Below are 22,824 nucleotides of genomic sequence, written 5' to 3' on the forward strand. Positions count from 1 at the left end.
TCGAGGATTCTATAGAAGATGTGACCGGTTGATCCGATTCATCCGGTCGGCTCTTCATGTCGACAGTTGTCATGGGAGGGGAATATCGTTTTGAAAAGAAAGCTGATGATGGCTGGAATGGCAGCGTTTATTGGAACAACGTGGCTATACATTCCAGGGAACGAGAATCGTGCATTCGCATACGAAGACCTAGATCAAAAACGTCAACAAATCGAAGAGAAAACATCGAAGACTGAATCAAACTTGAAGAAGAAGAAGTCAGAGCTGGCAAAGCTTGAAAAGAAAGAATCAAAGCTCAAGAAAGAAATTGAACAAATTGACCAAAAGGTAAGTACTGCAACTGAAAAAGTCGCTGAAAAAGAGAAAGAAGTTAAAAAAACGAAGCAAGAGATCAAACAGCTGAAAAAAGACATTCAAGTCATCAATGAGCGAATTGAAAAAAGAAAAGCCATTTTCAAAGACCGAATTCGTTCTATGCAAAAAAGCGGCGGTACGATCAACTATTTAGATGTGCTGCTAGGTGCTCACAGCTTTAGTGATTTTGTCGGTCGTGTTGGGGCTGTCACAACGATTGTCGAAGCAGACAAAGACATGATTACAGAACATGAAAATGATTTAAAGCTGGTGGAGCAAAAAGAAGCAGAGCTAAATAATCAGCTAAGTGGACTTGAAACATCTCTGAAAGAGTTAGAAGCACTGAAAAAAGATTTATCTAAGAAGCACAAAGAAAAAGAACACATTTTAGGTGATGTGACAGATAAAAAAAATCATGCACATGATGAACTAGGCAAGCTTGAGAATGAACAAGAAATTCTAGCGAACCAAAAAGCGGCTGTGAAGTCTGAGGAAGCACACCGTCAAAAGGAAGAAGCGGCGAAAGCAAAACAAGCAGCTGAAAAAAATGCACCTGCACCTCGTAGCGGCGGCTCAGATCAAGTATCTGATACACCAGCAAGCAGCTCAGGCTTTATTAAACCAGCTGCAGGGCGTTTCTCATCTGGCTTTGGCGGACGTTCTGGCGGAAACCACTTCGGATTAGATATTGCAGCAAAAGGCACAGTTCCTGTCTATGCAGCAGCATCTGGAACCGTCACAAACTCAAGCTACTCATCGAGCTACGGAAATGTTGTGTTCATTACGCACAATATCAATGGACAGACATATCAAACTGTATACGCCCACCTGTCTACAAGAAGTGTGTCAACAGGACAGAGAGTTGAACAAGGACAATTCCTTGGCTATATGGGAAATACCGGCCAATCGTATGGTCAGCATCTTCATTTTGAAATTCATAAAGGATTATGGAATGGCGCGAAATCAAATGCAGTCAATCCAGCGCAATATATCCGCTAATCAAAAAGCCGATAACATGACGTTATCGGCTTTTTTTGTATAGATAGAATTAAAATAACAGCAGTAACCCGGCAATAATAGGTGTTAACAGAACAGCTGATTTCAATAAGAGCTTCGGTGCAAGGCGTGTGAATTTCGCGCCTATAAATGCGCCTAAGACGGTTCCAATTAATATTTGGATCAGCAAGATAAAATCAACATAGCCCTCTGAAATATATCCAATTCCACCGCCGATGGAAATCGGAATAATGACAAGCATCGTCGTGCCAACAGCTTGCCGAATCGACAGCTTCAGTAAAATCAAAAGTCCTACTTGAATAAACGGTGCAGACCCGATACCAAACATGCCTGACAGCATTCCAGACACAAGGCCTAAAATAATGCCTCTTGTCATCAGCTGGCGTGAAGAAAGCGGCTGCTGCTCAGCCTCTTCATTAAGAACAAATAGTTTGATCATCATAAAAACAGCGGATAAAAAAAGCATCCCTGCTGTTAAATAGTGCAGACTCTCTTCTGGAATAAAAGGAGCGACCTTAGCCCCGGCAAAAGAAGCAATACAAGCCAGAGCCCCGACAATCAAACCAGATTTCAACTGAATGTTCCCTTCCCTGTAGTGGCTATATGCACCTGATAGTGTCGTAAATGCCATAGCGGCTAATGACGTCCCGAGTGCTGTATGGATAGGGATATCAAAAATTAATGTAAGCAATGCGATGACAAATCCCGCCCCGCCTGCTCCTACAAAACCTAATAAAATTCCTAATAAAAGCATCGTCAAGATAATATACATAGCGAAGACTCCTTCTCAATCATAACAAAATAAAAATTACACCTAATAAAATGATTCGTCAAGCCTTCACGGGAGAATGTCTTTACATGAAATCCCTTCTTCTGGCATATAATAACTCAGGTCATCAGGAAGAGTTGAAGAAGGAGGCCAAATATGAAAAAACAAATCGCATCTATTATGGCAAGTGTCGTTCTCTTAATAAGTGCAGGTGTGATGACGCATAAAGAAGGAACTCATGCGGAGTCACCGCAAGCAGCTGCTGCAATGGCTGGACAAGCTCAATCAAGTGATAAGGCGAAAGAGAATGGGATGGAAAAGATCGAGAAAGCCTATGACCTTATTTCGAATGAATATGTAGAGGAAGTGGATCGGCAAAAGCTACTTGAAGGCGCGATCCAAGGAATGCTTTCGACGTTAAACGATCCATATTCAGTATACATGGACAAGCAAACCGCAAAGCAATTTTCTGATTCGCTTGATTCTTCCTTTGAGGGAATTGGGGCAGAAGTGGGGATGGATGAAGGAAAAATCATTATCGTCTCAGCCTTTAAAAAATCCCCTGCGGCAAAAGCGGGTCTAAAGCCGAAAGATGAAGTCATCAGCATTGACGGTGAACCGATGAAAGAAAAAAGCTTAAACGATGCTGTGCTGAAAATAAGAGGGAAAAAAGGAACGTCTGTCGCCTTAACAATCAAACGAAATGGGATTGAAAAAGAGCTAACGTTCCATATCAAACGAGAGGAAATCCCGCTGGAAACAGTGACTTCCTCTGTAAAAGAGGTCAATGGGCATAAAACAGGCTATATTGCGATCTCCAGCTTCTCTGAAGATACGGCGAAGGATTTCACGTCAAGCCTGAAACAGCTCGAGAAAAAGGGCATAGAAGGCCTTGTACTGGATGTGAGAGGAAACCCTGGCGGCTATCTGCAAAGTGTGGAAGATATTTTGAAGCATTTTATTACGAAGGATCAGCCCTATATTCAAATCGCAGAACGGAATGGCGACCGGAAGCGATATTTTTCAAAACTGAAAGAACAAAAGCCTTACCCAGTCAACGTCTTAATTGATAAAGGCAGTGCTTCCGCTTCGGAAATACTTGCTGGAGCCATGAAAGAAGCCGGAAAGTATGAAGTCGTCGGTGATGTCTCCTTTGGAAAAGGAACTGTGCAGCAGGCGGTTCCGATGGGAGATGGAAGTAATATTAAATTAACGCTGTATAAATGGCTCACCCCAAAAGGCAATTGGATTCACAAAAAAGGCGTCGTACCGACAATTGCAATTCATCAGCCAGATTACTTTACCGCAGGTCCGCTTCAGCTAAAAGAACCGCTTCAGCTTGATATGAACAATGAGGAAGTGAGACAAGCCCAGACGCTGTTAAAGGGATTGTCATTTGACCCTGGCAGAGTAGATGGATACTTTGATGAAGAAACGAAAAAGGCCGTACTTGCCTTCCAAAGCACATACAATCTCGATAAATCAGGTGTCATTGATTTGAAAACAGCGGAAATGATGAACAAAATGGTGGATGAAGTGAAATCATACGAAAAAAATGACCTTCAATTACAGACTGCACTAAAAGCACTATATCTTAAAAAATAAAGAGGCGAATAATAGCCTCTTTTTTTTGGTTCATAAGTGTCATGAACATGTAATAATTTATGATTAAAAATAAATTATATCGAGAAATATATTCATTTATTTTACAAAAAACATAACATTCCTTCGATTTTACCCGATAACATATGTATATAAGAGACTTTCTGTTGATTTAAACATGTCATGAAAATGAAACTTTTGAAAGTTGTATGTTACATAAATAATTCTTACAATAAAAAGTAGCACTCATTTTAAATATTTTATTTTTTGCGGATATTCAGCTTGAGCATTAAGCTGTACCGAGGTTTGCGCTTTTCTTAAAAGAACTAGTAAATGGGGGTACACAATTGAAAAGGGCAAGTATTGTGAGAGAGAAAAAATATTACGAGTTGGTAGAGGAACTTAAGAGTCGTTCGAAAGATGTGACGTTTTCCGCTACAAAGGCATTAAGTCTGCTCATGCTGTTAAGCAGGTACTTGGTCAATTACACAACGGTAGAATCAGTCGACGAAATCGATGAAGACTGTGCTGAGATATACTTCAATTATTTAATGGATAATCATAAGAGACTTGGTATAAACTTAACCGACATCAAGAGGTCGATGCAGCTGCTCGGCGGCATACTAGATGTAGATGTCAATCACTACTTAAAAGATTTTTCACTGTCGAATGTCACACTTTGGATGAATCAGGAGAAATAAACCTGATGTCAAGCATCGATTTATTTGATAGAATAAGAGAAAATGCTTGACTTGGGCGGTGAACGATAATGAGCTCGGAGTGGATGGGAGCCGGATTAAAAGCGGTCGGTCTGTTTTTAATCCATCCTCTTTTTTATTTCATGATATTAATCAGCCTATTGCATGGCTACATCCGCGTAAAGCGGGAGAGAAAAGCGTTTCAAACAAGAATAGAAGATGTATACGATGAACTTAAATTTACATATTCAAAGGGATGGATTCTAGGGATATGCCTATCCGTCATTTCAGTAGGCTTAGGGATTGCCCTCCCCCCTGGATTCATCGTGCTGATTGCAGCGATGACCATCGTTTTCTCTTTATTCTTTAAGGCGAGTGCGCTTTCGTCTGCATACACACTCGGTTTCAGTTTTATTGTGGCACTTGGACTGATGCATTTCCAAGTGAGTCATTCTTGGCTGCCGCAGCTCTCAATGATGAATGCATCAGCCGTTGTCATTCTGCTAGGACTTTTATTAATGACCGAGGGGATCCTAGCCTATCGAACGGCGCATTTACGTACATCGCCTGCTATGGTGATGAGTGCGAGAGGACTTTTAATTGGTCAGCAGCGGGCAAACCGTCTGTGGCTTTTACCGCTTGTTTTGCTGATGCCGGCAGGTGAATTCACTTCTTCTCTGCCATGGTGGCCGGTGCTTCAAGTGCATGATCAAAGCTTTTCATTTATTTTGATTCCTTATATCATCGGATTCGGTCAGAGAATTCAAGGCTCACTGCCAATTGTTAGTATTCAAATTACAGCGCGGCGTATTCTCATGCTCGGACTCGCTGTCGCCTTATTAGGTGCTGCAAGTATTTGGTTTGAACCGATTGCTTGGGGAGCTGTATTGATTGCGGTGATAGGAAGAGCCTTTCTCTCATGGAAGCAGAGGGTCAATGACAATGCTGCCCCGTTCTACTTCTCTAAGCGTAATCAAGGGCTGATGGTGCTAGGAATTATTCCAAATACACCAGCGGCTGATTTAAAGCTTGAGATCGGAGAGGTCATTACAAAAGTGAATGGAATTGAGGTAAAAACCGTTTCGGAATTTTATGAAGCCCTTCAAACCAATCGTGCTCTAACAAAGCTCGAGATCATTGGCTTAAATGGTCAGACAAGATTTGAGAAACGGGCTTCTTATGAAGGGGAGCATCATCAGCTTGGCATCCTGTTTGTAAAGGATGATCCACAGCAAGAACAAACGGCAATTTCATCTTAAAAAAAAGCTGCTAGAGATGGCAGCTTTTTTCTTTTGGGCGCGCTTCTTTCCCATAGGATTCGCCCCATTCACGCATGGCGAAGATGATAGGCTTTAAGGTATTTCCGAGAGAAGTGAGTGAATATTCGACACGAGGGGGGACCTCCTCATAGACTTCTCTATGAACGACGCCGTCTTGTTCAAGCTCACGCAATTGCAGTGTGAGGACACGCTGAGAAATTCTTGGCAGAAGCCGGCGCAATTCATTGTAGCGTTTTGGTCCGCAAGTCAAATGATAAAGGATCACTCCTTTCCATTTCCCTCCGATGACACTTGTCGTCACTGAAACGGGACAGCCATAATTAACAATACTGACTGGATTGGATGGTGCACTCATCTTAAGACTCCTTTCTAAGGCAAATTTGGTGATATACGAACAAGATGGTACCTAACGAACAAAAATGTGCGTACTTGAATCACCCGAAGCTTTTCTTATACCATAGAGATATCACATCACACATTCGGGCTGTTTGTTTTCTTATCATAACAATTTCTATATGTGAATGGAAAGAAAATGGATTGATGAAACACACACCCTAATTGGTTATTAATAGAAAGGATGAATACAATGCGAGACAAAGAACAATTAAAAAAAGAAATCATTGAGGCGTATGAGTTCCGCCATGCGACAAAAGAGTTTGATCCAGCGAAAAAAATATCAGAGGATGATTTTGCGTTTATTTTAGAAACAGGAAGACTTTCCCCAAGCTCTGTAGGGTTTGAGCCTTGGAAGTTCCTCGTTGTTCAAAATGAAGCATTTAGAGAAAAATTAAAAGAGTATACATGGGGAGCGCAAAAGCAGCTTCCGACTGCGAGCCATTTTGTGATCATCTTGGCAAGAACAGACGCCCGTTATGATTCAGCATATGCAGAATACATCAACAAGCAAATCAAAGGAATGACAGACGAAACGTTCGAGATGGTGAAGGGACGCTACCAAGAATTCCAAGAGAATGATCTTCATTTGTTAGAAAATGAACGTACGCTCTTTGATTGGGCTTCAAAACAAACGTATATTGCCCTTGGAAACATGATGACAGCCGCTGCACAAATTGGCATTGATTCATGCCCAGTCGAGGGATTCAGCTACGATGAGATTCATCGCATTCTAGATGAAGAAGGGCTGCTTGAGGATGGTCAGTATGATATTTCTGTCATGGCAGCCTTTGGTTATCGTGTGACCGAGCCGAAGCGCGGCAAAACGCGCCGTCCGATGGAAGAAGTAGCTGTTTGGATTCGTTAAAAGAGAATGTCTGAAAAAGGATGTTGACAATTGCGTGGTTAGTCAGTATATTTAAAAAATAAAATCTTTGATGAATATACAAATGGACTATAAACGCTTTGACTTGAGAATAGTAGATGAACATCCGTTTTTTAAGAGAGCTGCGGGTTGGTGCAACGCAGTAAAACGAATCATTGAACTCGCTCAAAGAGCGGTAAGACTGAATGAATAGTAAGTCTTTACGTGTGACCTCCGTTAACGGGTTTTAAGTTGGATTCAGCTAGGGTTGAATCAATTAGAGTGGTAACGCGGTTGCAAGGTCAGTCGTCTCTTCAGGAGATGACTGGCCTTTTTATATGCTTTTATCTTATATTTGTCTGAAGATTCAAATTTAAAGGAGCTAAAGAAAATGGAAAAGGAACATGTGCAGTTAAAACGAACAATGACGTCAAGGCATATTATGATGCTCGCACTTGGCGGTGCAATTGGTGCTGGTCTTTTTAAAGGAAGCAGCTCTGCTATTGATATCGCAGGTCCTGCTGTCATTTTGGCATATATGATTGGTGGTCTTATTTTATTATTTATTATGCAAGGACTTGCTGAAATGACGGTTGCACGACCTGGTGCAAGAACATTTCGTGATTTAATTGAACCTGTGTTAGGCAAATATCCGGCCTATTTCTTAGATTGGATATACTGGAAAATGTGGGTGCTGAACATTGCAGCAGAAGCGATCGTATCTGCGATCTTTATTCAGTACTGGTTCCCACAGGTGCCGATTTGGATACTTGTGTTAATCATTTCACTTGTTGTGACATTGATCAATGTTTGTTCCGTTAAAATGTTTGCTGAGACGGAGTACTGGTTAGCTTCTATTAAAATTGCTGTCATTATTTTATTTATTATCATTGGGTTAACCATGCTTTTTGTCTCATTTGGTCAGCATGCAGCACCGGGATTATCCAACTTAACCGGCCACGGAGGATTCTTCCCGAATGGAACGGGCGGCTTAATTGCGGCTATGCTTGTTGTGGTGTATTCATATGGCGGGACGGAAATGATTGGGGTCACATTAGCAGAAACAAAAAACCCTGAAAAAGTCATCCCAAAGGCTATTCAAAGTACATTTGTACGAATCATCGGTTTCTATGTACTGCCGTTCTTCATCATCGTCAGCTTGATTCCTTGGAATCAAGTAAACAATGAGCAAGTGAGTCCATTCGTCACCGTGTTTGCAACGATTGGCGTGCCATATGCAAGTGACATCATGAACGGTATCATTTTACTAGCGATCTTGTCTTCTATGAACTCTGGGCTGTACGCATCCTCAAGGGTACTTTATACGCAAGCGATGGATGGACGAGTATGGAAGGGCTTTTCAAAGCTATCAAAACAGCAGGTGCCTGTTAGAGCAATCCTAGTGTGTACATCTACATTGTATGCCGCTGTATTGATTTCTCTTTTTGTAGGAAGTCAAACCTTTAATTATTTAATGGGATCTTTAAGCTATACGGTCTTATTCATCTGGTTTATTATTGCTGTCGGGCATTTAAAATCTCGAAGTGTAGCAGAACCAGGAGGATATCGCGTGAAGCTGTATCCTTTTACAACATGGTTTTCTGTGATTGCGATCATTGCCATTTTCATCGGCGTTGTGTCAACAACTCCAATTGTCCAAACAATGGTCACAATGGGCATTTATCTGATGATTACTCTTTCTTTCTTCATTAACAGAAAGCGGTTTGAAACTGCTGCTTAATACAAAAAGCGTGCGGGACCTTGAAACAGGTCTCACACGCTTTTTTAATGCTGTTTGTATTGCTTGAAATGAACAGGGGGTTGAACAGGATGTGGCTTTGACTGAAGCCCGTAACTCTCTCTTACGATGTAAAGTGGTCGATCTTTTGCCTCGTCGTAGATTCGGCCGATGTATTCCCCAATCATTCCGAGCATAAAGAGGATAATGCCGCTAAAGAACAGCTGTATGACAATTAATGAACTCCATCCTGTAATGGTGCTGTTTGTAAAAAGCTTTAAGTAAAGTACAAGAAACATTGAAATGAATCCGATAGCGGAAAGGGCAATTCCTGCTATACTTGCTAGCTTCAAAGGTTTATAGGAAAAGGAAGTGATTCCATCCATCGAGAGCTTAAGCATCTTTTTGAGCGGATATTTTGTTTCTCCTGCTAGACGTTCATCTCGAACGTACTCTACTGCAATTTGTTTGAAACCTACCCAGCTGACTAGACCGCGAACAAATGGATTTTTTTCTCGTATTTTTCTCATTTCATGGCACACTCTACGATCCATTAACCTGAAGTCACCGGTGTCGATTGGGATATCTACTTCGGTGATCTGACGTAAAACGCGATAGAAAAGAGAAGCGGTTTGCTTTTTGAAAAAAGTTTCACCTTTTCGTTTGGTGCGCACGGCGTATACGACTTCATAGCCTTCTTTCCATTTTGCGATCATCTCTAATATCAATTCAGGCGGATCTTGTAGGTCTGCATCTATCACGATGACAGCTTCACCCTTTGCATAATCCATCCCAGCTGTAATTGCAATTTGGTGTCCGAAGTTACGTGAGAAATCAATGAGTCTTACCTTCGGATCGTTTTGGGAATACCCTTTAATTAGTTCAGCTGTTCGATCCATACTACCGTCATTAACGAAGAGAAGCTCGTATGCTTCTCCCGTCGAATCCATGACTGTTTTCAGTCGCTGATAGGATTCATGGATCACAAGTTCTTCATTATAGACTGGGACTACAATAGAATATTGTATGTTCTTTTCCATCAGTGATCGTTCCTCCCTTTTAATAGATGAATTAATCAACGGATAGTTCATAAAGAGTGCCGCTCTCCATTCCGCCCATTCGTCCATTTGACTGATCATTTTGTTCTGATTGTTGTCTGTCTGTTTGCTGGTTCGTTTTGGATGTAGAGCTGTACTGCCATTTAGAAGCAGATACTTCTTTGCCATTTTTTTGAATCCAGGTTAGAATGTCAGAGCTGCCGCCTCTCATACCAGAAAGATAGAAGTATTTGATTTTGCCGTCTTTGACGAGCTGTTTGAATTCACTAAGTGTGAGAATGTTATCAGATCCACTAAATCCACCTAATGCCATAACAGCTTTTCCTGTTTTAATAATGTAAGGTGAAGCAGTGGTTGCATCTGTTGTTCCGAATAGGAACTCTTCTCCCGTATTGTTTTTCTCAAGATAGCTGATCAACTTTTCATTGACTTGTGAACTCATGCTGCCACTTGAAGTGGCAAGCTGAGGACCAGCCTCTGGAAGCATACTATTTCCTCCATAAAGAAGAGGTGTGCTTGCCCAGTATAGTGGTGCAACCAGCATGCCGAGGATGGCGATGAGAGACACGAATTGTTTTCGTTTTTCTTTCCCTTTTATCAAAAGCAGAGAAAGGATTGTTCCAACACCAATGATACCGACTGCAATGCTTAGTCCAAGACCGATCGTGCTTGTAAAAGTGGATAGGATAAAGATTTCAAATGCTGTTGTAACGAATATCGCAAATGGAAGCAGCCATTTTTTAAACCCAGTTCCTGTTTGAAGCAATTGTGTCATCGAAACCCATCCGGCTCCTGCTAATACAGCAATTGGTGGTGCCAGCATGATCAAATAATAATGATGGAAAAATCCTGCTACACTGAAAAATGCAGCAACAGGTATAAGCCAAGCTAACCAAAATAGAGTTTCTTTTTGTTTTGTATTGAGACGTCTTCTTTCAAAGGCAGTCGAGAAGAAGATACCAATCGCACCGAAGATTGCAAATGGAAGCAGCCAGCTGATTTGATCGGATAGTTCAGATTGGAACAGACGTAGCGGTCCCTTGGTTCCTGTACCAAACATGCCGGAGCCATTTCCCATTTTTCCGCCCACGCCATTTGGCGGTACATCACCATTACCGCCAAATGGCATATCAGGTGGTGTTGTGCCGTTTGCACTGCTTGGTGGTCCTTGCATTGAAGGCTGTTCCTGACTGGATGATTGGTTTGAATTGTCTGAGTTGTTTTGATTTCCATTAGATGGCGGCTGAGGCATGGTGGATGAATCATTGTCATTTTGCTGATCACCCTGCTGTGAAGGTGGCTGTCCCTCACCCTGATTTGTGCCACCTCCCCCGCCAGACTGTTGACCAGTCAACCGCTGAAGACCGTTGTAACCAAAGGCTAATTCTAGTGCTGAGTTCGATTGACTTGATCCCATATAAGGGCGATTGTCTTTATAAGTGAGATCAACAGCGATAGACCAAGAAGCAGATACACCTAAAAGAACAATCATTGAAATCATCAGTGATAACAACTTTTTCTTCCATGTCGTTCGGTAGGCAATGATGTAAAAAAGAATGAGTGCTGGTACGATCATATAGGCTTGTAGCATTTTTGTATTAAAGCCGACGCCAATCATCGCAAACGAAACAATCGCCCAAAGAACCTTTTGCTGTTTTACAGCCTTGAACATCATTCCTGTTGCTAGTAAAAGTATAAAGACAAGTAAGCTGTCAATATTATTTGTTCGAGATACAGCAACCGCAATAGGTGTACACGCCATGATAAGTGCCGCTAATCTTGCCGCTGCTTGACCAAAAGTTGGTTTGACAAGACGATAGATCAGATAAACAGATCCAATGCCTGCTAAAGCTTGAGGCAAGATGACGCTCCATCCATGGAGACCAAAAATTTTGGCACTCATCGTTTGCAGCCAGAAGGTGAGCGGGGGTTTATCCACCGTGACATATCCTGCTGGATCAAATGAAGCAAAGAAGAAATTATGCCAGCTTTGCATCATACTTGTGACAGCCGCAGTATAATACGCATTCACCGTATCATCTTCCCAAATGTTATAAATGTTTAAGATGGCAGATAAGATCAATATGAAAAATAAATAAATATCAAATTTCTGAAAACGTCTGATCAAAAGCATGTCACTCCTTTTTCTTCACTTGAAAAAAGTGTAACAAGCAAATATGAATAAAATGTTAATAAAAAAAGGCCATTTTTTTATTTTTTAGAAATAAAAACAGCTCTTAATGAAAAGAGCTGTTCAAGTTGTAGAAAGTTCTATGGATACTGAATTTATCAGATAAAATAGTGATTCCAATGAGAGTAAAATATGTGAGTAGCTATAGAGTAGGTGAGCTCTCATTGAATGGAGCATTGGGAAGTTGAATGATAGCTGTTGTACCAAACCCAGGCTCAGATTGAATGTCGAATGTCCCATGATGTTTTTTGATGATTTGATAGACAATGGCTAGTCCAAGGCCAGAGCCGCCATCTTTTCTTGTTCGTGCTTTATTGACACGATAAAATCGCTCAGAAACATGTGGAAGATCTTCTTTTGGAATACCATTGCCTTCGTCAGTCACTCTTAATTCAGCAACACTTTGGTGAACTTGTAATTCAATTGATATTGATTTCCCAGATGGCGTGTAATGAATGGCATTGTCCAGTAAATTACGTATCACTTGTTGGAGACGGTCGCTATCACCATAAACAATACAATCCTCTTCAAGCGTTCGTTTGAAAGTAATGCTTTTCTTATCAGCGACGAATGCCATTTGATCAAGAACATCGTGGATCAGCTGTGCAAAGACAATTGGCTCCATCGTTAGTGGATAAGAGTCTCCTTCTAACTGTGCAAGATCTAAAAGATCGTGCACAAGACGGCTTAAACGTGAGGCCTCATCTTGGATGATTTGCATCCCTTTCTTTTGATCAATGATCCCTTCTTCAATTCCTTCTGCATAGCCTTTCATATAACTTAAAGGCGTTCTAAGTTCGTGAGAGACATTCGCAAGAAATTCTCTGCGGTGCTGTTCAACTTTTTCGAGAGTTGAAGACAGTTTATTAAAGGAGCGGCTAAGCTGGTTTAACTCATCTCCTTTTTTGGTTACGGCCATTCGTTTTGAAAAATCACCAGATTCCATTTCTATTGCAATTTCTTTCATTTTATTAATGGTCTGCACAATTTTATTGGAGCTCTTATATCCGATCAAGAATATCAGGAGCATAATCAATAAGATGGATATACCAAGCGTCAATCTAATTTGAACAAAGGGTTCATATACATCTGATAAGGGCATGGAGAGGAAAATAGTTCCCGATAGATCATCATTGCTTGAGAAAACAGGAATGGCGATGCCAAGAATATCTTGGTGAAACTTCGGGTGTTCTCTAATTAACACGACGGTTTCACCTTGAAGGAGCTTTTGGCGTTCCTTGAACGTAATGAGATTGTCATTTGTGTCCGTATCAAAAGGAAGTCCACTTGAAAGTTCCATTGGATCATCTGTAAAAATAACGTTCGCCTGACTTGAGTCATTTGCCCATTTCATTCTGTCGGTAAAATACTTGTCTTTCCCGTGTGTGTGATAGATTTCTGCCAGCTTCTTACCTTGCAAACTTAAGGAATCGATCTGTTTATCAATATATAAATGCTGGTATAAGTAAAAAGTAAGGGCAAGCGCTGAGGCTGCAACGATTCCGATCACTGCAAGGATTAAGAAGAGTACTTTCTTTTTAATCGATAATGGCTTCATCCTTCCTCCTCAAACTTATAGCCGACACCCCAAACGGTTTTAATATATCGTTCTGCTTCCTTTAATTTCAGTCGCAGCGTTTTGATATGTGTATCGACTGTTCTTAAAGAGCCGCTCGTTGAATGTGATTCCCACAATTTTTGATAAAGGTGTTCTCTTGAAAACACTTGTCCTTGGTTGAGCAAAAGAAACATGAGTAAATCAAATTCTCTTCTTGTTAAATTAACGGGCTGTTGATGGAGGTAAACTTGTCTGCCATCTTGATCAATCTCCATGTCACCAATCTGTATTCGGCTGCGCTTTAGTGAAAGACCTCTAATTCGTCTCAGGGTTGTTTCAATTCTTGCTGCTAGCTCACGTAGACTGAAAGGTTTCATGATGTAGTCATCTGCTCCAATTTCAAGTCCTCTAATTCGGTCCTCCTCATAACTCCTTGCTGTTAAAAATAAAATTGGAATTTGAGATGTTTGTCGAATACGCTGACAGACTTCAAATCCATCCATGTCAGGCATCATGATATCTAATACAACAAGGTCAATAGATTCCTTTTCAAGCTGATACAAGGCATCTTTTCCATTATTCGCAGTAGTAATGTGAAAGCCATGTCTCTTTAAAAAAGACCCGATTAACTCAAGCATATCAAGCTCATCATCTACGATTAAAATACGCATTTGTTCCTTCATTTCTTTTCCTCCAACACGATAGCATAAGGTCCTGATGGGACATTTAGTTGATTTTTCATAATAAGTGAGTGTTTATCGATGATGGATACTGAGTTGTCATCCAAGTTACTCACATAAATTGATGTCGTATCAGCGGTGATATAATTCGGATTTTGACCAGTTTCAACAGAAGCAAGCTGCTTATTTGTTTTGGTATCTACTTTGTATAGCGTATGATCTCCATGACATAGTACATATAAAGTAGAAGAATTTTTCTCTGGAAAAAATGCAACAGGCATAACGCCTAGCTTTATTTCTCGCTGTTTTTTGCCAGTTTTAGGGTCATAAGCAAGAATACTCTTATTTAAGGTACCTTGTTTACCATGGCCGCCGATCCAAATGGACTGTCCATCAAAATGAATCCCAGAAGGCCGTTCAAGTACAGAAAACGTACGTATATTTTTTTCCTTTTTAATATCTATGACTGAGACAGTATGACTTTCTGCATTTAAAACAAATAAAACACCTGATGAAGAAAGTGTCATAGAAGAAGGTAATTTTCCGGTTTTCACAGTTGATTTTATTTTTTTACTCTTCGTATCAATAAAATAAACGACATTTTTCTGCGAATTTGCAGCAATTAATGTATGAGAAGCTGCATCATATGTAAGGGAAGTCAGCCCTTTATCCACATTCATATAATCTGTTGCTGTCCCATTTTTTAGATTGATTTCGATAAGGGATTCTCCCTCTTTACTTGTAGCGATGATGACGTCTTTATTGATTTGAATAAGATCAGTAAGTGGGTGTTTTAAATCCACAGAAGAGAGCATTTTATTTTTTTGTATATCAACTATTGAAAAGGAGGCTTTTTTTAATTGAGAGATGACAGCGATCGATTGAGAGCTGCCTGGCGGTGTAAATTGCTGTTCTTTTCCACAGCCTGTCAAGAATAAAAGTAGAGCTGATAAACAGATTAAAACATATTTCATACGTTCCATTCTTCCGCTCCTTTGCGTTCTCTATTTTCAAAATCATACCACAAAAATTGTGAAAAAAAATTGAAGTTATCTATGCTGAAAAGAATGAAAAAGAGTTTTTAGGTGAGTGAGGGGAGACAATTTGCACCTGAAGTTCCTTTTTTGTCTGTCCAAATGCCATTTTTCCTTCTTTAAAAGATGATTTTCAGGATTTGATAGATGCACTTGCTATAGCTTACAGTGATACAAATGATGAAAAACTCCCCCGCTCTAAATAGACATAGAGCAAGGGAGCCATTAGGCGGAATGTTCAGATGATGGGGAGGTTGATTTTGTTTTTACACGTTGAGATAAAAAGAAACCAAGAATGCCTGCGCCCATTAATACAATAAATAAAGATTGAAAACCACTCATGATCCCAATCAATGTAGACGAAATGATACTGCCAAAATATCGAAAGGTAGAGAAAATACCAGATGCTGAACCGGATAAGCTTTGATCAACAGACGTTAAAGAAGCCATCTGCATACTAGTCATTCCAATCCCTGATGAAATTCCACCCGCGATAAGTGTCACGATAAGCAGTGGTAAGGTAGGATACTGACTGAGTGTGATTAACATGATCCCTGATAAAGTGAGACAGATAAATGAAAAGCCAATCATTTTTTTCGCGCCTTTTTTCGGATGGAGTCTTGCCCCTAGCAAGCCACTAATAGACATGCAAAGAGAAAATACCGATAGAATGATACCGCTTTGTGTATGAGACAGTGAAAGTTGTTGCTCCATAAACAGCGGCATAATTAGAAGGATGGCATACATAACAAAATTACTTAGCATGATCGACAGGTTTGCATTTGTAAATGAACTGTTTTTAAAAAGCGATAAATCGATGATCGGATTCTTTACTTTCCGTACATGTATAAAGAATAATGGAATGACGATCAACGCTAGAATTCCATAGATCAAGTATTCATTTAGCAAATGGCTTTTTGTGCATAGAATGAGTGTGGCAATCCCGATGGTTAAGTACAATGAACCAATGATGTCCACATTTGCTTGTAAGCGTGTATGGTTTATTTTTGGAATGAGTAATACGCCGGTCACAAGTGTAAGGAACAAGAATGGGATATTTACAAAGAATATAGAGTGCCAATCAAAACTCTGAATAAGAATCGAACCAATAAAAGGTCCAAGTGCGGCACCAATACCGGCTCCAAACCCAAAGTATCCCATTGTTTTAGACAGTTTTTCGGGGGATACTGTTGCACGAATCAATGCAATGCTATTCGGTGTTAAAATAGCACCACCAGCTGCTTGAATGGAACGAAAAGTGATAAGAAAAGCTAGATTAGGTGCTAAAGCACATCCAATCGAGCCAATTAAAAAGAGCATGACCCCAATTAAATACATTCGCCGGTGTCCATATATATCTCCTAACTTACCAGCGATAGGCTGAGTGACTGCCATGACAATAAGATAAATTGTGACAACCCAAGTGATGTTTGAAAGGGATTGATTATAATAAGTTGATATGGATGATAGAGCGACAGCGATCATCGTTGAGTTGACTGGAACTAGTATAGCTCCAAGCAACAAAGAATAGATGACCAAACTCTCTTTTTTTAACCTCAATGTGTATACCACCTTTTGTAAAAAAGAAGAATTTCACCCTTTAAGCGGGAGAAATTCCTCTCATGAAAATGTGTGTGCATGTCTCAATAAAATCTTCTTTTTGTGTGAGCACGAGTTGTAGATCTTGCTCTAGCTGCTGAATGAAAAATCCAAAATACGTACTAATGAAGATGTCTGCATAAATGTCTTCTTTTCCTTTTAATACAAGATGCTCGGCACCCATCTTTTTGAAATATTGTATCAGCATTTCTCTTAGTTCTTGAGGATATATCTTTTCATGACTGGTTAAATCCTTAAACATAGCCGGTTCTCGCATGCTGATATAAATAAATTCTTTTTTGGAAGTCAAATCTTCAAGGAAATAGGTGCCGAGAAACTTTAAATCGGTGTATAAATCGCCTTTAAATTCTGCTTCTAGGGTTTTTGTCGGTGTTGATTTCATTTTCATAATGGCAGCAATGACGCCGCGTTTGTTTTTAAAGTTGCGAAAAATAGTTGCTTCACTCACATTCGCTTTTGTTGCTATTTCTTTGGTTGTTGTTTTTTGATAGCCCTTTTCAGTTAATAAATCCATTGTTGCGCGAATGATTCGTTGATTTGTAGATTTTAACAAGCATACTCACCTCAGGTTATGAATGTGTTTGCAACAAAGTAAGTATACCGATAAAATCTATGAGCGCCAATATCATCCAAAATGATAAGTTTATGAACGCGAATGCTGCTTTAATATCTGAATGCGCCCATTGCTGCCATCTACTGTCACAAGGTCACCGGATTGAAGTGTTTCAGTTGCTATTCTAGTACCTAAGACAGCTGGCATCATATACTCTCTTGCAATAATAGCTGAATGAGATAAAATGCCTCCAGCATCGGTGATGACTGCTTTCGCATCTCTAAATAAGCTCGTCCATAAAGGTGTGGTCGTTTTACAAACTAAAATATCATCCTTTTGAAATTGTGAAAATTCATCAGCACATGTAATGACTTTTACTCTTCCAGAAACAATACCGCTGGATGCACCAATTCCATGGATCACATCGTGTGTGTTGTGTTCATTTTCTCTTAATGAACCAAGCATTCTTTCCACTTGCTGCAATTCAGCTTCAGTTGGAGTGCCGGTGTAAGCAGGTGGTTGAATGGCTTCATTTTCTTTCATTTCCATTTTTCTTTGCTGGATAACCGAATCGAATGAGATAGACGTTGTGAGCGCTTTTTGTACCTCTTCATCGTAGAGATACCAAAGATCTTCTTGATGAGGAATGGCTCCTTTTTTTGCGAGAAGCTCACCAATTTTTAATAGATATACCCGGGCTTTTGCATCTAACATTGCATCAATGTAGAAGTGGTGGTCATCTCGGATATTCGCTGCTTGAAGGGCAAATTGATACAGCGTCTCAAATTTTGTTTTAAACGACTCATCCTTCACTTGACTCATAAAATGTTTATACGTCTCTTGTCTTTTAATCACTGCTTTTGCAAATTCTTCATCAAAATCACATTGGGACTGGATGTTATTTCTGATGATATCTAATATAAACTCCGGGTTTTCTACCCAAGTCTCATCCGTAAGGTCATGACTTTTAACAGATCGCCAGCCGTAAACTTGGAGAAAATCCTCCAATTTCGAAATGAAATGTTTCCCTTTTTCGAAGTGATTGAGTGCGTATAACAGGTCCGGGTTCTTTTCATGATGAATAAATGCCTGATGAAGTTCTGGATTTTGAAGGACATCCTTTGCTATATCAGATAGCAGCTTGTCTGTTTCAAGAGATTTGTTCATCACGCCTATCATCATTTCGTGCAGCAAGACGACTTGTGTTTGATCACCGGTATATGTTACAAGCATGTCTTCAATGATAGATGATAGTATGACTTGCGGTGTGACGATATCAAAATGATCATCATATGCTTGAATGTAAAAATCCTTTAATTCTTCAAAGCCGATGATGGCTTTTTCAATGGTCATAGGTTCATTCATTTGGCGATCGAGTTTTTCGTAAAATGGAAAGAAATTTTTCTCTAGAATCTCATACATCCGTTCACTTAAATGCGGAAATAGCTCAAATATACGTTCATCAAAAACGGGTGCAGCTCCCTCTTGCGCTTCTGGCAGTGACGGTGCTGAGTATAAGTGGCCTCTGTAAAGCTTAATATCTTTGATGTTCATATCAGGTACTTGATACTTTTCTCCATTTTTCTTCATCCCGCTTTTTAAGGCTGGTATGATCAGGCTTGAGAAAAGAGGGCTCGTTGGACCAGGCATATGATCATCCATTGAAATCCAGAATTCCTGAAGCTCATCTGGCTTCATTTGAAAAGAAGCACCCGCTGTTTCATTTACTGCTTTTGGGAGAGCTGTAGTAATCGGCCTCGCTTGAAGTAAATAAAACGACCCATCTGCAATTCCAAATTCGATATCGACTCCATGTCCGAAAAGTTCTTCTACTTGTTTTGTGATTTGTGCGATTTCTATCAATTGATCATCGTTTAAGCAAAACTGGCCAGCCATTTCCTCCGCTACTGGTTCCTCGATGACACCCTCTTGGAAAGGAACAATTTGTAGCTCTTTCGCCCCAAGTGTTTTTTCAATCGAAAAGTTCTCTTTATCTACAATAAACGTGTCTGGTGTCACAAGACCGGAGACAATTGCTTCTCCCAATCCGTAGCTTGCGGTCAGCATCATTTCATTTGGTTTCCCCGATATGGGGTTCTCACTAAAGATGACACCGGAGACGTCAGAATGGATCAATCCTTGAACGACAACGGCCATAAGCGGCATCTCTTCCTCGTTTTCATTCATCTCTTCCTTATATTCTGTGACTCTCGCTGCAAAATAAGAAGACCAGCATTCTTTGACCGCCTGTAAAAATTCTTCATTAGTTTTGATATTTAAATAGGTCTCGTACTGTCCTGCAAACGAGGCGCCTTCGAGATCTTCAGCAACAGAAGAGGATCGTACTGCAACTGAGGGATAAGTCTTCCGCAAGGATTGAAAGGACGAAATCAGCTCTGCTTCCATTTGTGAAGGAAACGATGCTTCTTTGATTTTTTGAGAAAGGTTTTGTTCTGCTGACTGCAGATTGTGATATGAAAGAAAGCTTTCAAAGCTGTTGGTTTTAATAATAAATCCATCTGGGACTGGCAGGCCGTGATTGTTTAATTTGATTAAATTCAGGCCTTTTGCCCCTGTGAGTGATGCGGATTCTTCAGCCGCATGAAATAAAACTGAATACATGGGAATGCCCCCTTATCCAAATAGCCAATGATTTGTATGTCTCTCTATTTTTCAAAATGATAGTGCGCACTATCATTTTAATCATAGAATTGATTGGATGTTATTGTCAAAGACGGAAAGACCTATCTTTACAAAGGGGACAATCTCACTAATTTTCTTCTATTTCTAAAACAAAAGTCTCCGAACATGAAGAAAAAAGGCAAAATTGAAAACTGTGAATTGTTCAATATGCCAATCTTTACTATAATCAAGGAAGTAGACCATGAAGAGGGAGGGTTTTTGTGATTACAAAAGCCATATTTGCACTAGTTTTTCCTTTCCTGCTCGTTATTTTATTTTCAAAGGTTACTTATAATCATTACGTAGGCATTGCGTTAACAGCAGCGCTTTTATTTGCTTCGTATATGAAAGGCTATACAGAAACCTACTTTATTGTGGGATTAGATATTATTTCTTTAGTAGCTGGGGCTTTGTTTATGGCTAAAAAAGAAATCGAAAAGAGAGAAAAAGCTGAAAAACATCAATGATGTTATCTCAATGCTGAAAGCTGACATGTTTTAAACAAGAGCTGTGCTTACGATTTCTAGTAAGCACAGCTTTCTTTTTCTGCTCATCGAATATCTCACTCCAAAATGTTCCATACTGAAAGGAAGGTTTTCTTAAGAGGGTTATTTGCCAAGGGAGAGAGGGTATGACTGTATTGGAAATAAAAATCAAGTGAGAGCCGAACTTTAGTTCGTATTTTTGTGTTCTTTTATGATAATATATTCATTAGATAGATTTCGTAACGAAACGGAGGCTTTGATGTGAGTGACCGCTTTGAATTAGTTTCTAACTATCAGCCCCAAGGAGATCAGCCAAAGGCGATTGAAAAGCTTGTTGAGGGGATCCATCAGGGGAAACAGCATCAAACGCTGTTAGGTGCTACAGGTACGGGAAAGACCTTTACTGTCTCCAACCTGATCAAAGAAGTGAACAAACCGACTCTTGTCATTGCGCATAATAAGACACTTGCCGGTCAGTTATACAGCGAATTCAAGGAATTTTTCCCGAATAATGCTGTTGAATATTTTGTGAGTTACTATGATTATTATCAGCCAGAGGCATATGTACCTCAGACCGATACATTTATTGAGAAAGATGCCAGCATCAATGATGAGATTGATAAGCTGAGACACTCGGCTACGTCCTCGTTATTTGAGAGAAGGGATGTCATCATCATTGCCAGTGTGTCCTGTATTTATGGCTTAGGTTCGCCAGAGGAATACAGAGAGCTTGTACTGTCTTTGCGCACTGAAATGGAGATTGAACGCAATCAGCTCCTTCGTAAGCTGGTGGATATTCAGTATTCTCGTAATGATATAGATTTTCAGCGCGGAACCTTCCGAGTCAGAGGAGACGTCGTTGAGATTTTTCCTGCTTCACGAGATGAGCATTGTATCAGAGTGGAGTTTTTCGGTGATGAAATTGAACGTATTCGTGAAGTGGATGCGCTGACCGGAGAAATACTTGGTGATCGTGACCACGTGGCCATTTTCCCAGCATCTCACTTCGTCACAAGAGAAGAAAAAATGGAAAAAGCCATTATCAATATTGAAGAAGAGCTAGAAGAACAGCTTGAAAAGCTTCGCGAAAATGGAAAATTACTTGAGGCGCAGCGCCTTGAGCAGCGGACAAGATATGACCTTGAGATGATGAGAGAGATGGGCTTTTGTTCAGGGATCGAGAATTATTCAAGACATCTGACCTTGCGTCCTCCTGGTTCAACACCTTACACACTGCTTGATTATTTCCCAGATGATTTTATGATTGTTGTCGATGAGTCGCATGTGACGATTCCGCAAATCCGCGCCATGTACAACGGAGACCAAGCGAGAAAACAAGTGTTGGTTGATCACGGATTCCGCCTGCCATCAGCACTTGATAACAGACCGCTCACCTTTGATGAGTTTGAAAAGCATATCAATCATATCGTGCATGTATCAGCAACGCCTGGTCCATACGAGCTTGAGAAAACGCCTGAGGTTGTGGAACAAATTATTCGTCCAACAGGATTACTTGATCCAATTATTGAGGTGCGCCCAATTGAAGGACAAATTGATGACTTAATTGGAGAAATTCATGCACGAATTGAGAAAAATGAGCGTGTGCTTGTGACCACACTAACGAAGAAAATGTCTGAGGATCTCACAGATTACTTAAAAGAAATCGGAATCAAGGTGAATTACCTGCATTCAGAAATTAAGACCCTTGAGCGGATTGAGATTATCCGTGATTTGCGTCTCGGTAAATATGATGTGCTTGTTGGAATCAATCTTCTTCGTGAAGGACTGGATATTCCAGAGGTGTCGCTCGTGGCCATTTTAGATGCGGATAAAGAAGGCTTTTTGCGCTCTGAAAGATCCCTCATCCAGACGATTGGCCGTGCAGCGAGAAATGCAGAAGGCCGGGTCATTATGTATGCAGACAATATGACGAAATCGATGGACATTGCGATTCAAGAAACGAAGCGAAGACGAGAACAGCAAGAAGCATATAACGAGAAATTTGGGATTACCCCACAAACCATCCATAAGAAAATTCGAGATGTTATTAAGGCAACAAAGATACATGAGGATTCGGAAGAATACGAAACAAAAGCAGCACCAAAGCTTTCGAAAATGAGCAAAAAAGAAAGAGAAAAAGTGATCGAAAAAGTCGAGATGGAAATGAAAGATGCAGCAAAAGCGCTTGATTTTGAAAAAGCAGCAGAATTAAGAGATCTATTGCTAGAGCTAAAAGCGGAAGGATGA

The 22,824-nt window shown here is 40.2% G+C and carries 18 protein-coding genes and 1 other annotated feature; of the genes, 8 read left to right on the forward strand and 10 right to left on the reverse strand.

The features are described 5' to 3' along the window. The first annotated feature begins 90 nt into the window (after window positions 1-90). Entirely contained in the window at window positions 91-1,353 is a 1,263-nt protein-coding gene (locus OIT90_RS02875) for a murein hydrolase activator EnvC family protein (RefSeq protein WP_474892232.1), read from the forward strand. 49 nt (window positions 1,354-1,402) lie between these two features. Here OIT90_RS02875 and OIT90_RS02880 read toward each other — a convergent pair whose 3' ends face one another. Continuing rightward, window positions 1,403-2,143: a sulfite exporter TauE/SafE family protein gene (locus OIT90_RS02880; protein ID WP_024423598.1), complete on the reverse strand. Its 741-nt coding sequence runs from the start codon at window positions 2,141-2,143 to the stop codon at window positions 1,403-1,405. Window positions 2,144-2,296: 153 nt separating this feature from the next. Between OIT90_RS02880 and ctpB the strand changes: the two genes are divergently transcribed. The 3 genes from ctpB to OIT90_RS02895 all read left to right on the forward strand — a co-directional run bounded on the left by ctpB (window position 2,297) and on the right by OIT90_RS02895 (window position 5,699). Further along, window positions 2,297-3,745: a carboxy-terminal processing protease CtpB gene (gene ctpB, locus OIT90_RS02885; protein WP_039181746.1), complete on the forward strand. Its 1,449-nt coding sequence runs from the start codon at window positions 2,297-2,299 to the stop codon at window positions 3,743-3,745. Between the two features lie 344 nt (window positions 3,746-4,089). Beyond that, complete coding sequence (locus tag OIT90_RS02890; protein ID WP_003212923.1) at window positions 4,090-4,443, forward strand: swarming motility protein SwrAA; 354 nt, start codon at window positions 4,090-4,092, stop codon at window positions 4,441-4,443. Between the two features lie 68 nt (window positions 4,444-4,511). Then, the gene (locus OIT90_RS02895; protein ID WP_474892233.1) at window positions 4,512-5,699 is read left to right on the forward strand and encodes a PDZ domain-containing protein; all 1,188 of its coding nucleotides are present in this window, start codon (window positions 4,512-4,514) and stop codon (window positions 5,697-5,699) included. A 10-nt stretch (window positions 5,700-5,709) separates the two neighbouring features. Here OIT90_RS02895 and OIT90_RS02900 read toward each other — a convergent pair whose 3' ends face one another. Continuing rightward, complete coding sequence (locus tag OIT90_RS02900; protein ID WP_474892234.1) at window positions 5,710-6,075, reverse strand: winged helix-turn-helix transcriptional regulator; 366 nt, start codon at window positions 6,073-6,075, stop codon at window positions 5,710-5,712. 231 nt (window positions 6,076-6,306) lie between these two features. On the opposite strand from OIT90_RS02900, the gene OIT90_RS02905 reads away from it, so the two are divergent. Then, window positions 6,307-6,981, forward strand: a complete 675-nt coding sequence (locus OIT90_RS02905; protein WP_126682356.1) for an NAD(P)H-dependent oxidoreductase — start codon at window positions 6,307-6,309, stop codon at window positions 6,979-6,981. A gap of 89 nt (window positions 6,982-7,070) precedes the next feature. Continuing rightward, window positions 7,071-7,295: a binding site (T-box leader), on the forward strand. A 74-nt stretch (window positions 7,296-7,369) separates the two neighbouring features. After that, entirely contained in the window at window positions 7,370-8,719 is a 1,350-nt protein-coding gene (locus OIT90_RS02910; RefSeq protein ID WP_059377561.1) for an amino acid permease, read from the forward strand. Window positions 8,720-8,763: 44 nt separating this feature from the next. Here OIT90_RS02910 and OIT90_RS02915 read toward each other — a convergent pair whose 3' ends face one another. The 8 genes from OIT90_RS02915 to OIT90_RS02950 form a co-directional block, all read right to left on the reverse strand. After that, window positions 8,764-9,756, reverse strand: a complete 993-nt coding sequence (locus tag OIT90_RS02915; protein WP_039181735.1) for a glycosyltransferase family 2 protein — start codon at window positions 9,754-9,756, stop codon at window positions 8,764-8,766. A 31-nt stretch (window positions 9,757-9,787) separates the two neighbouring features. Further along, window positions 9,788-11,902 carry an ArnT family glycosyltransferase gene (locus tag OIT90_RS02920; RefSeq protein ID WP_474892235.1) on the reverse strand — a complete coding sequence of 705 codons (2,115 nt, stop codon included), beginning with the start codon at window positions 11,900-11,902 and terminating at the stop codon, window positions 9,788-9,790. A gap of 205 nt (window positions 11,903-12,107) precedes the next feature. Further along, window positions 12,108-13,523 (reverse strand): HAMP domain-containing sensor histidine kinase, encoded by a 1,416-nt coding sequence (locus tag OIT90_RS02925; RefSeq protein ID WP_059377554.1) that lies wholly within the window; start codon window positions 13,521-13,523, stop codon window positions 12,108-12,110. Beyond that, window positions 13,520-14,206, reverse strand: coding sequence for a response regulator transcription factor (locus OIT90_RS02930; RefSeq protein WP_251181040.1), 687 nt, complete (start codon window positions 14,204-14,206; stop codon window positions 13,520-13,522). Before OIT90_RS02930 ends, OIT90_RS02925 begins: the two co-directional genes overlap by 4 nt. Beyond that, window positions 14,203-15,186, reverse strand: a complete 984-nt coding sequence (locus tag OIT90_RS02935) for a YncE family protein (protein ID WP_039181725.1) — start codon at window positions 15,184-15,186, stop codon at window positions 14,203-14,205. Before OIT90_RS02935 ends, OIT90_RS02930 begins: the two co-directional genes overlap by 4 nt. Window positions 15,187-15,462: 276 nt before the next feature. Beyond that, window positions 15,463-16,797, reverse strand: coding sequence for an MFS transporter (locus tag OIT90_RS02940; RefSeq protein WP_260774906.1), 1,335 nt, complete (start codon window positions 16,795-16,797; stop codon window positions 15,463-15,465). Between the two features lie 40 nt (window positions 16,798-16,837). After that, a complete protein-coding gene (locus tag OIT90_RS02945; protein WP_126682352.1) occupies window positions 16,838-17,410 on the reverse strand; it encodes a TetR/AcrR family transcriptional regulator in 573 nt (190 codons plus the stop codon). 90 nt (window positions 17,411-17,500) lie between these two features. Next, window positions 17,501-20,032, reverse strand: coding sequence for a PEP/pyruvate-binding domain-containing protein (locus OIT90_RS02950; protein ID WP_474892236.1), 2,532 nt, complete (start codon window positions 20,030-20,032; stop codon window positions 17,501-17,503). A gap of 281 nt (window positions 20,033-20,313) precedes the next feature. Here OIT90_RS02950 and OIT90_RS02955 point away from each other — a divergent pair, with 281 nt between their 5' ends. Further along, complete coding sequence (locus OIT90_RS02955) at window positions 20,314-20,559, forward strand: CsbA family protein (RefSeq protein WP_025093987.1); 246 nt, start codon at window positions 20,314-20,316, stop codon at window positions 20,557-20,559. 279 nt (window positions 20,560-20,838) lie between these two features. Continuing rightward, window positions 20,839-22,824, forward strand: a complete 1,986-nt coding sequence (uvrB, locus tag OIT90_RS02960; RefSeq protein WP_058837556.1) for an excinuclease ABC subunit UvrB — start codon at window positions 20,839-20,841, stop codon at window positions 22,822-22,824.

The organism is Bacillus sp. ABR, from assembly GCF_056172715.1.

Coding starts and splice junctions, on each gene's coding strand:
- ctpB (WP_039181746.1), top strand. CDS start 2,297: ATGAAAAAACAAATCGCATCTATTATGGCAAGTGTCGTTCTCTTAATA.
- OIT90_RS02930 (WP_251181040.1), bottom strand. CDS start 14,206: ATGAAGGAACAAATGCGTATTTTAATCGTAGATGATGAGCTTGATATG.
- OIT90_RS02880 (WP_024423598.1), bottom strand. CDS start 2,143: ATGTATATTATCTTGACGATGCTTTTATTAGGAATTTTATTAGGTTTT.
- OIT90_RS02910 (WP_059377561.1), top strand. CDS start 7,370: ATGGAAAAGGAACATGTGCAGTTAAAACGAACAATGACGTCAAGGCAT.
- OIT90_RS02900 (WP_474892234.1), bottom strand. CDS start 6,075: ATGAGTGCACCATCCAATCCAGTCAGTATTGTTAATTATGGCTGTCCC.
- OIT90_RS02935 (WP_039181725.1), bottom strand. CDS start 15,186: ATGGAACGTATGAAATATGTTTTAATCTGTTTATCAGCTCTACTTTTA.
- OIT90_RS02950 (WP_474892236.1), bottom strand. CDS start 20,032: ATGTATTCAGTTTTATTTCATGCGGCTGAAGAATCCGCATCACTCACA.
- OIT90_RS02905 (WP_126682356.1), top strand. CDS start 6,307: ATGCGAGACAAAGAACAATTAAAAAAAGAAATCATTGAGGCGTATGAG.
- OIT90_RS02925 (WP_059377554.1), bottom strand. CDS start 13,523: ATGAAGCCATTATCGATTAAAAAGAAAGTACTCTTCTTAATCCTTGCA.
- OIT90_RS02895 (WP_474892233.1), top strand. CDS start 4,512: ATGAGCTCGGAGTGGATGGGAGCCGGATTAAAAGCGGTCGGTCTGTTT.
- OIT90_RS02915 (WP_039181735.1), bottom strand. CDS start 9,756: ATGGAAAAGAACATACAATATTCTATTGTAGTCCCAGTCTATAATGAA.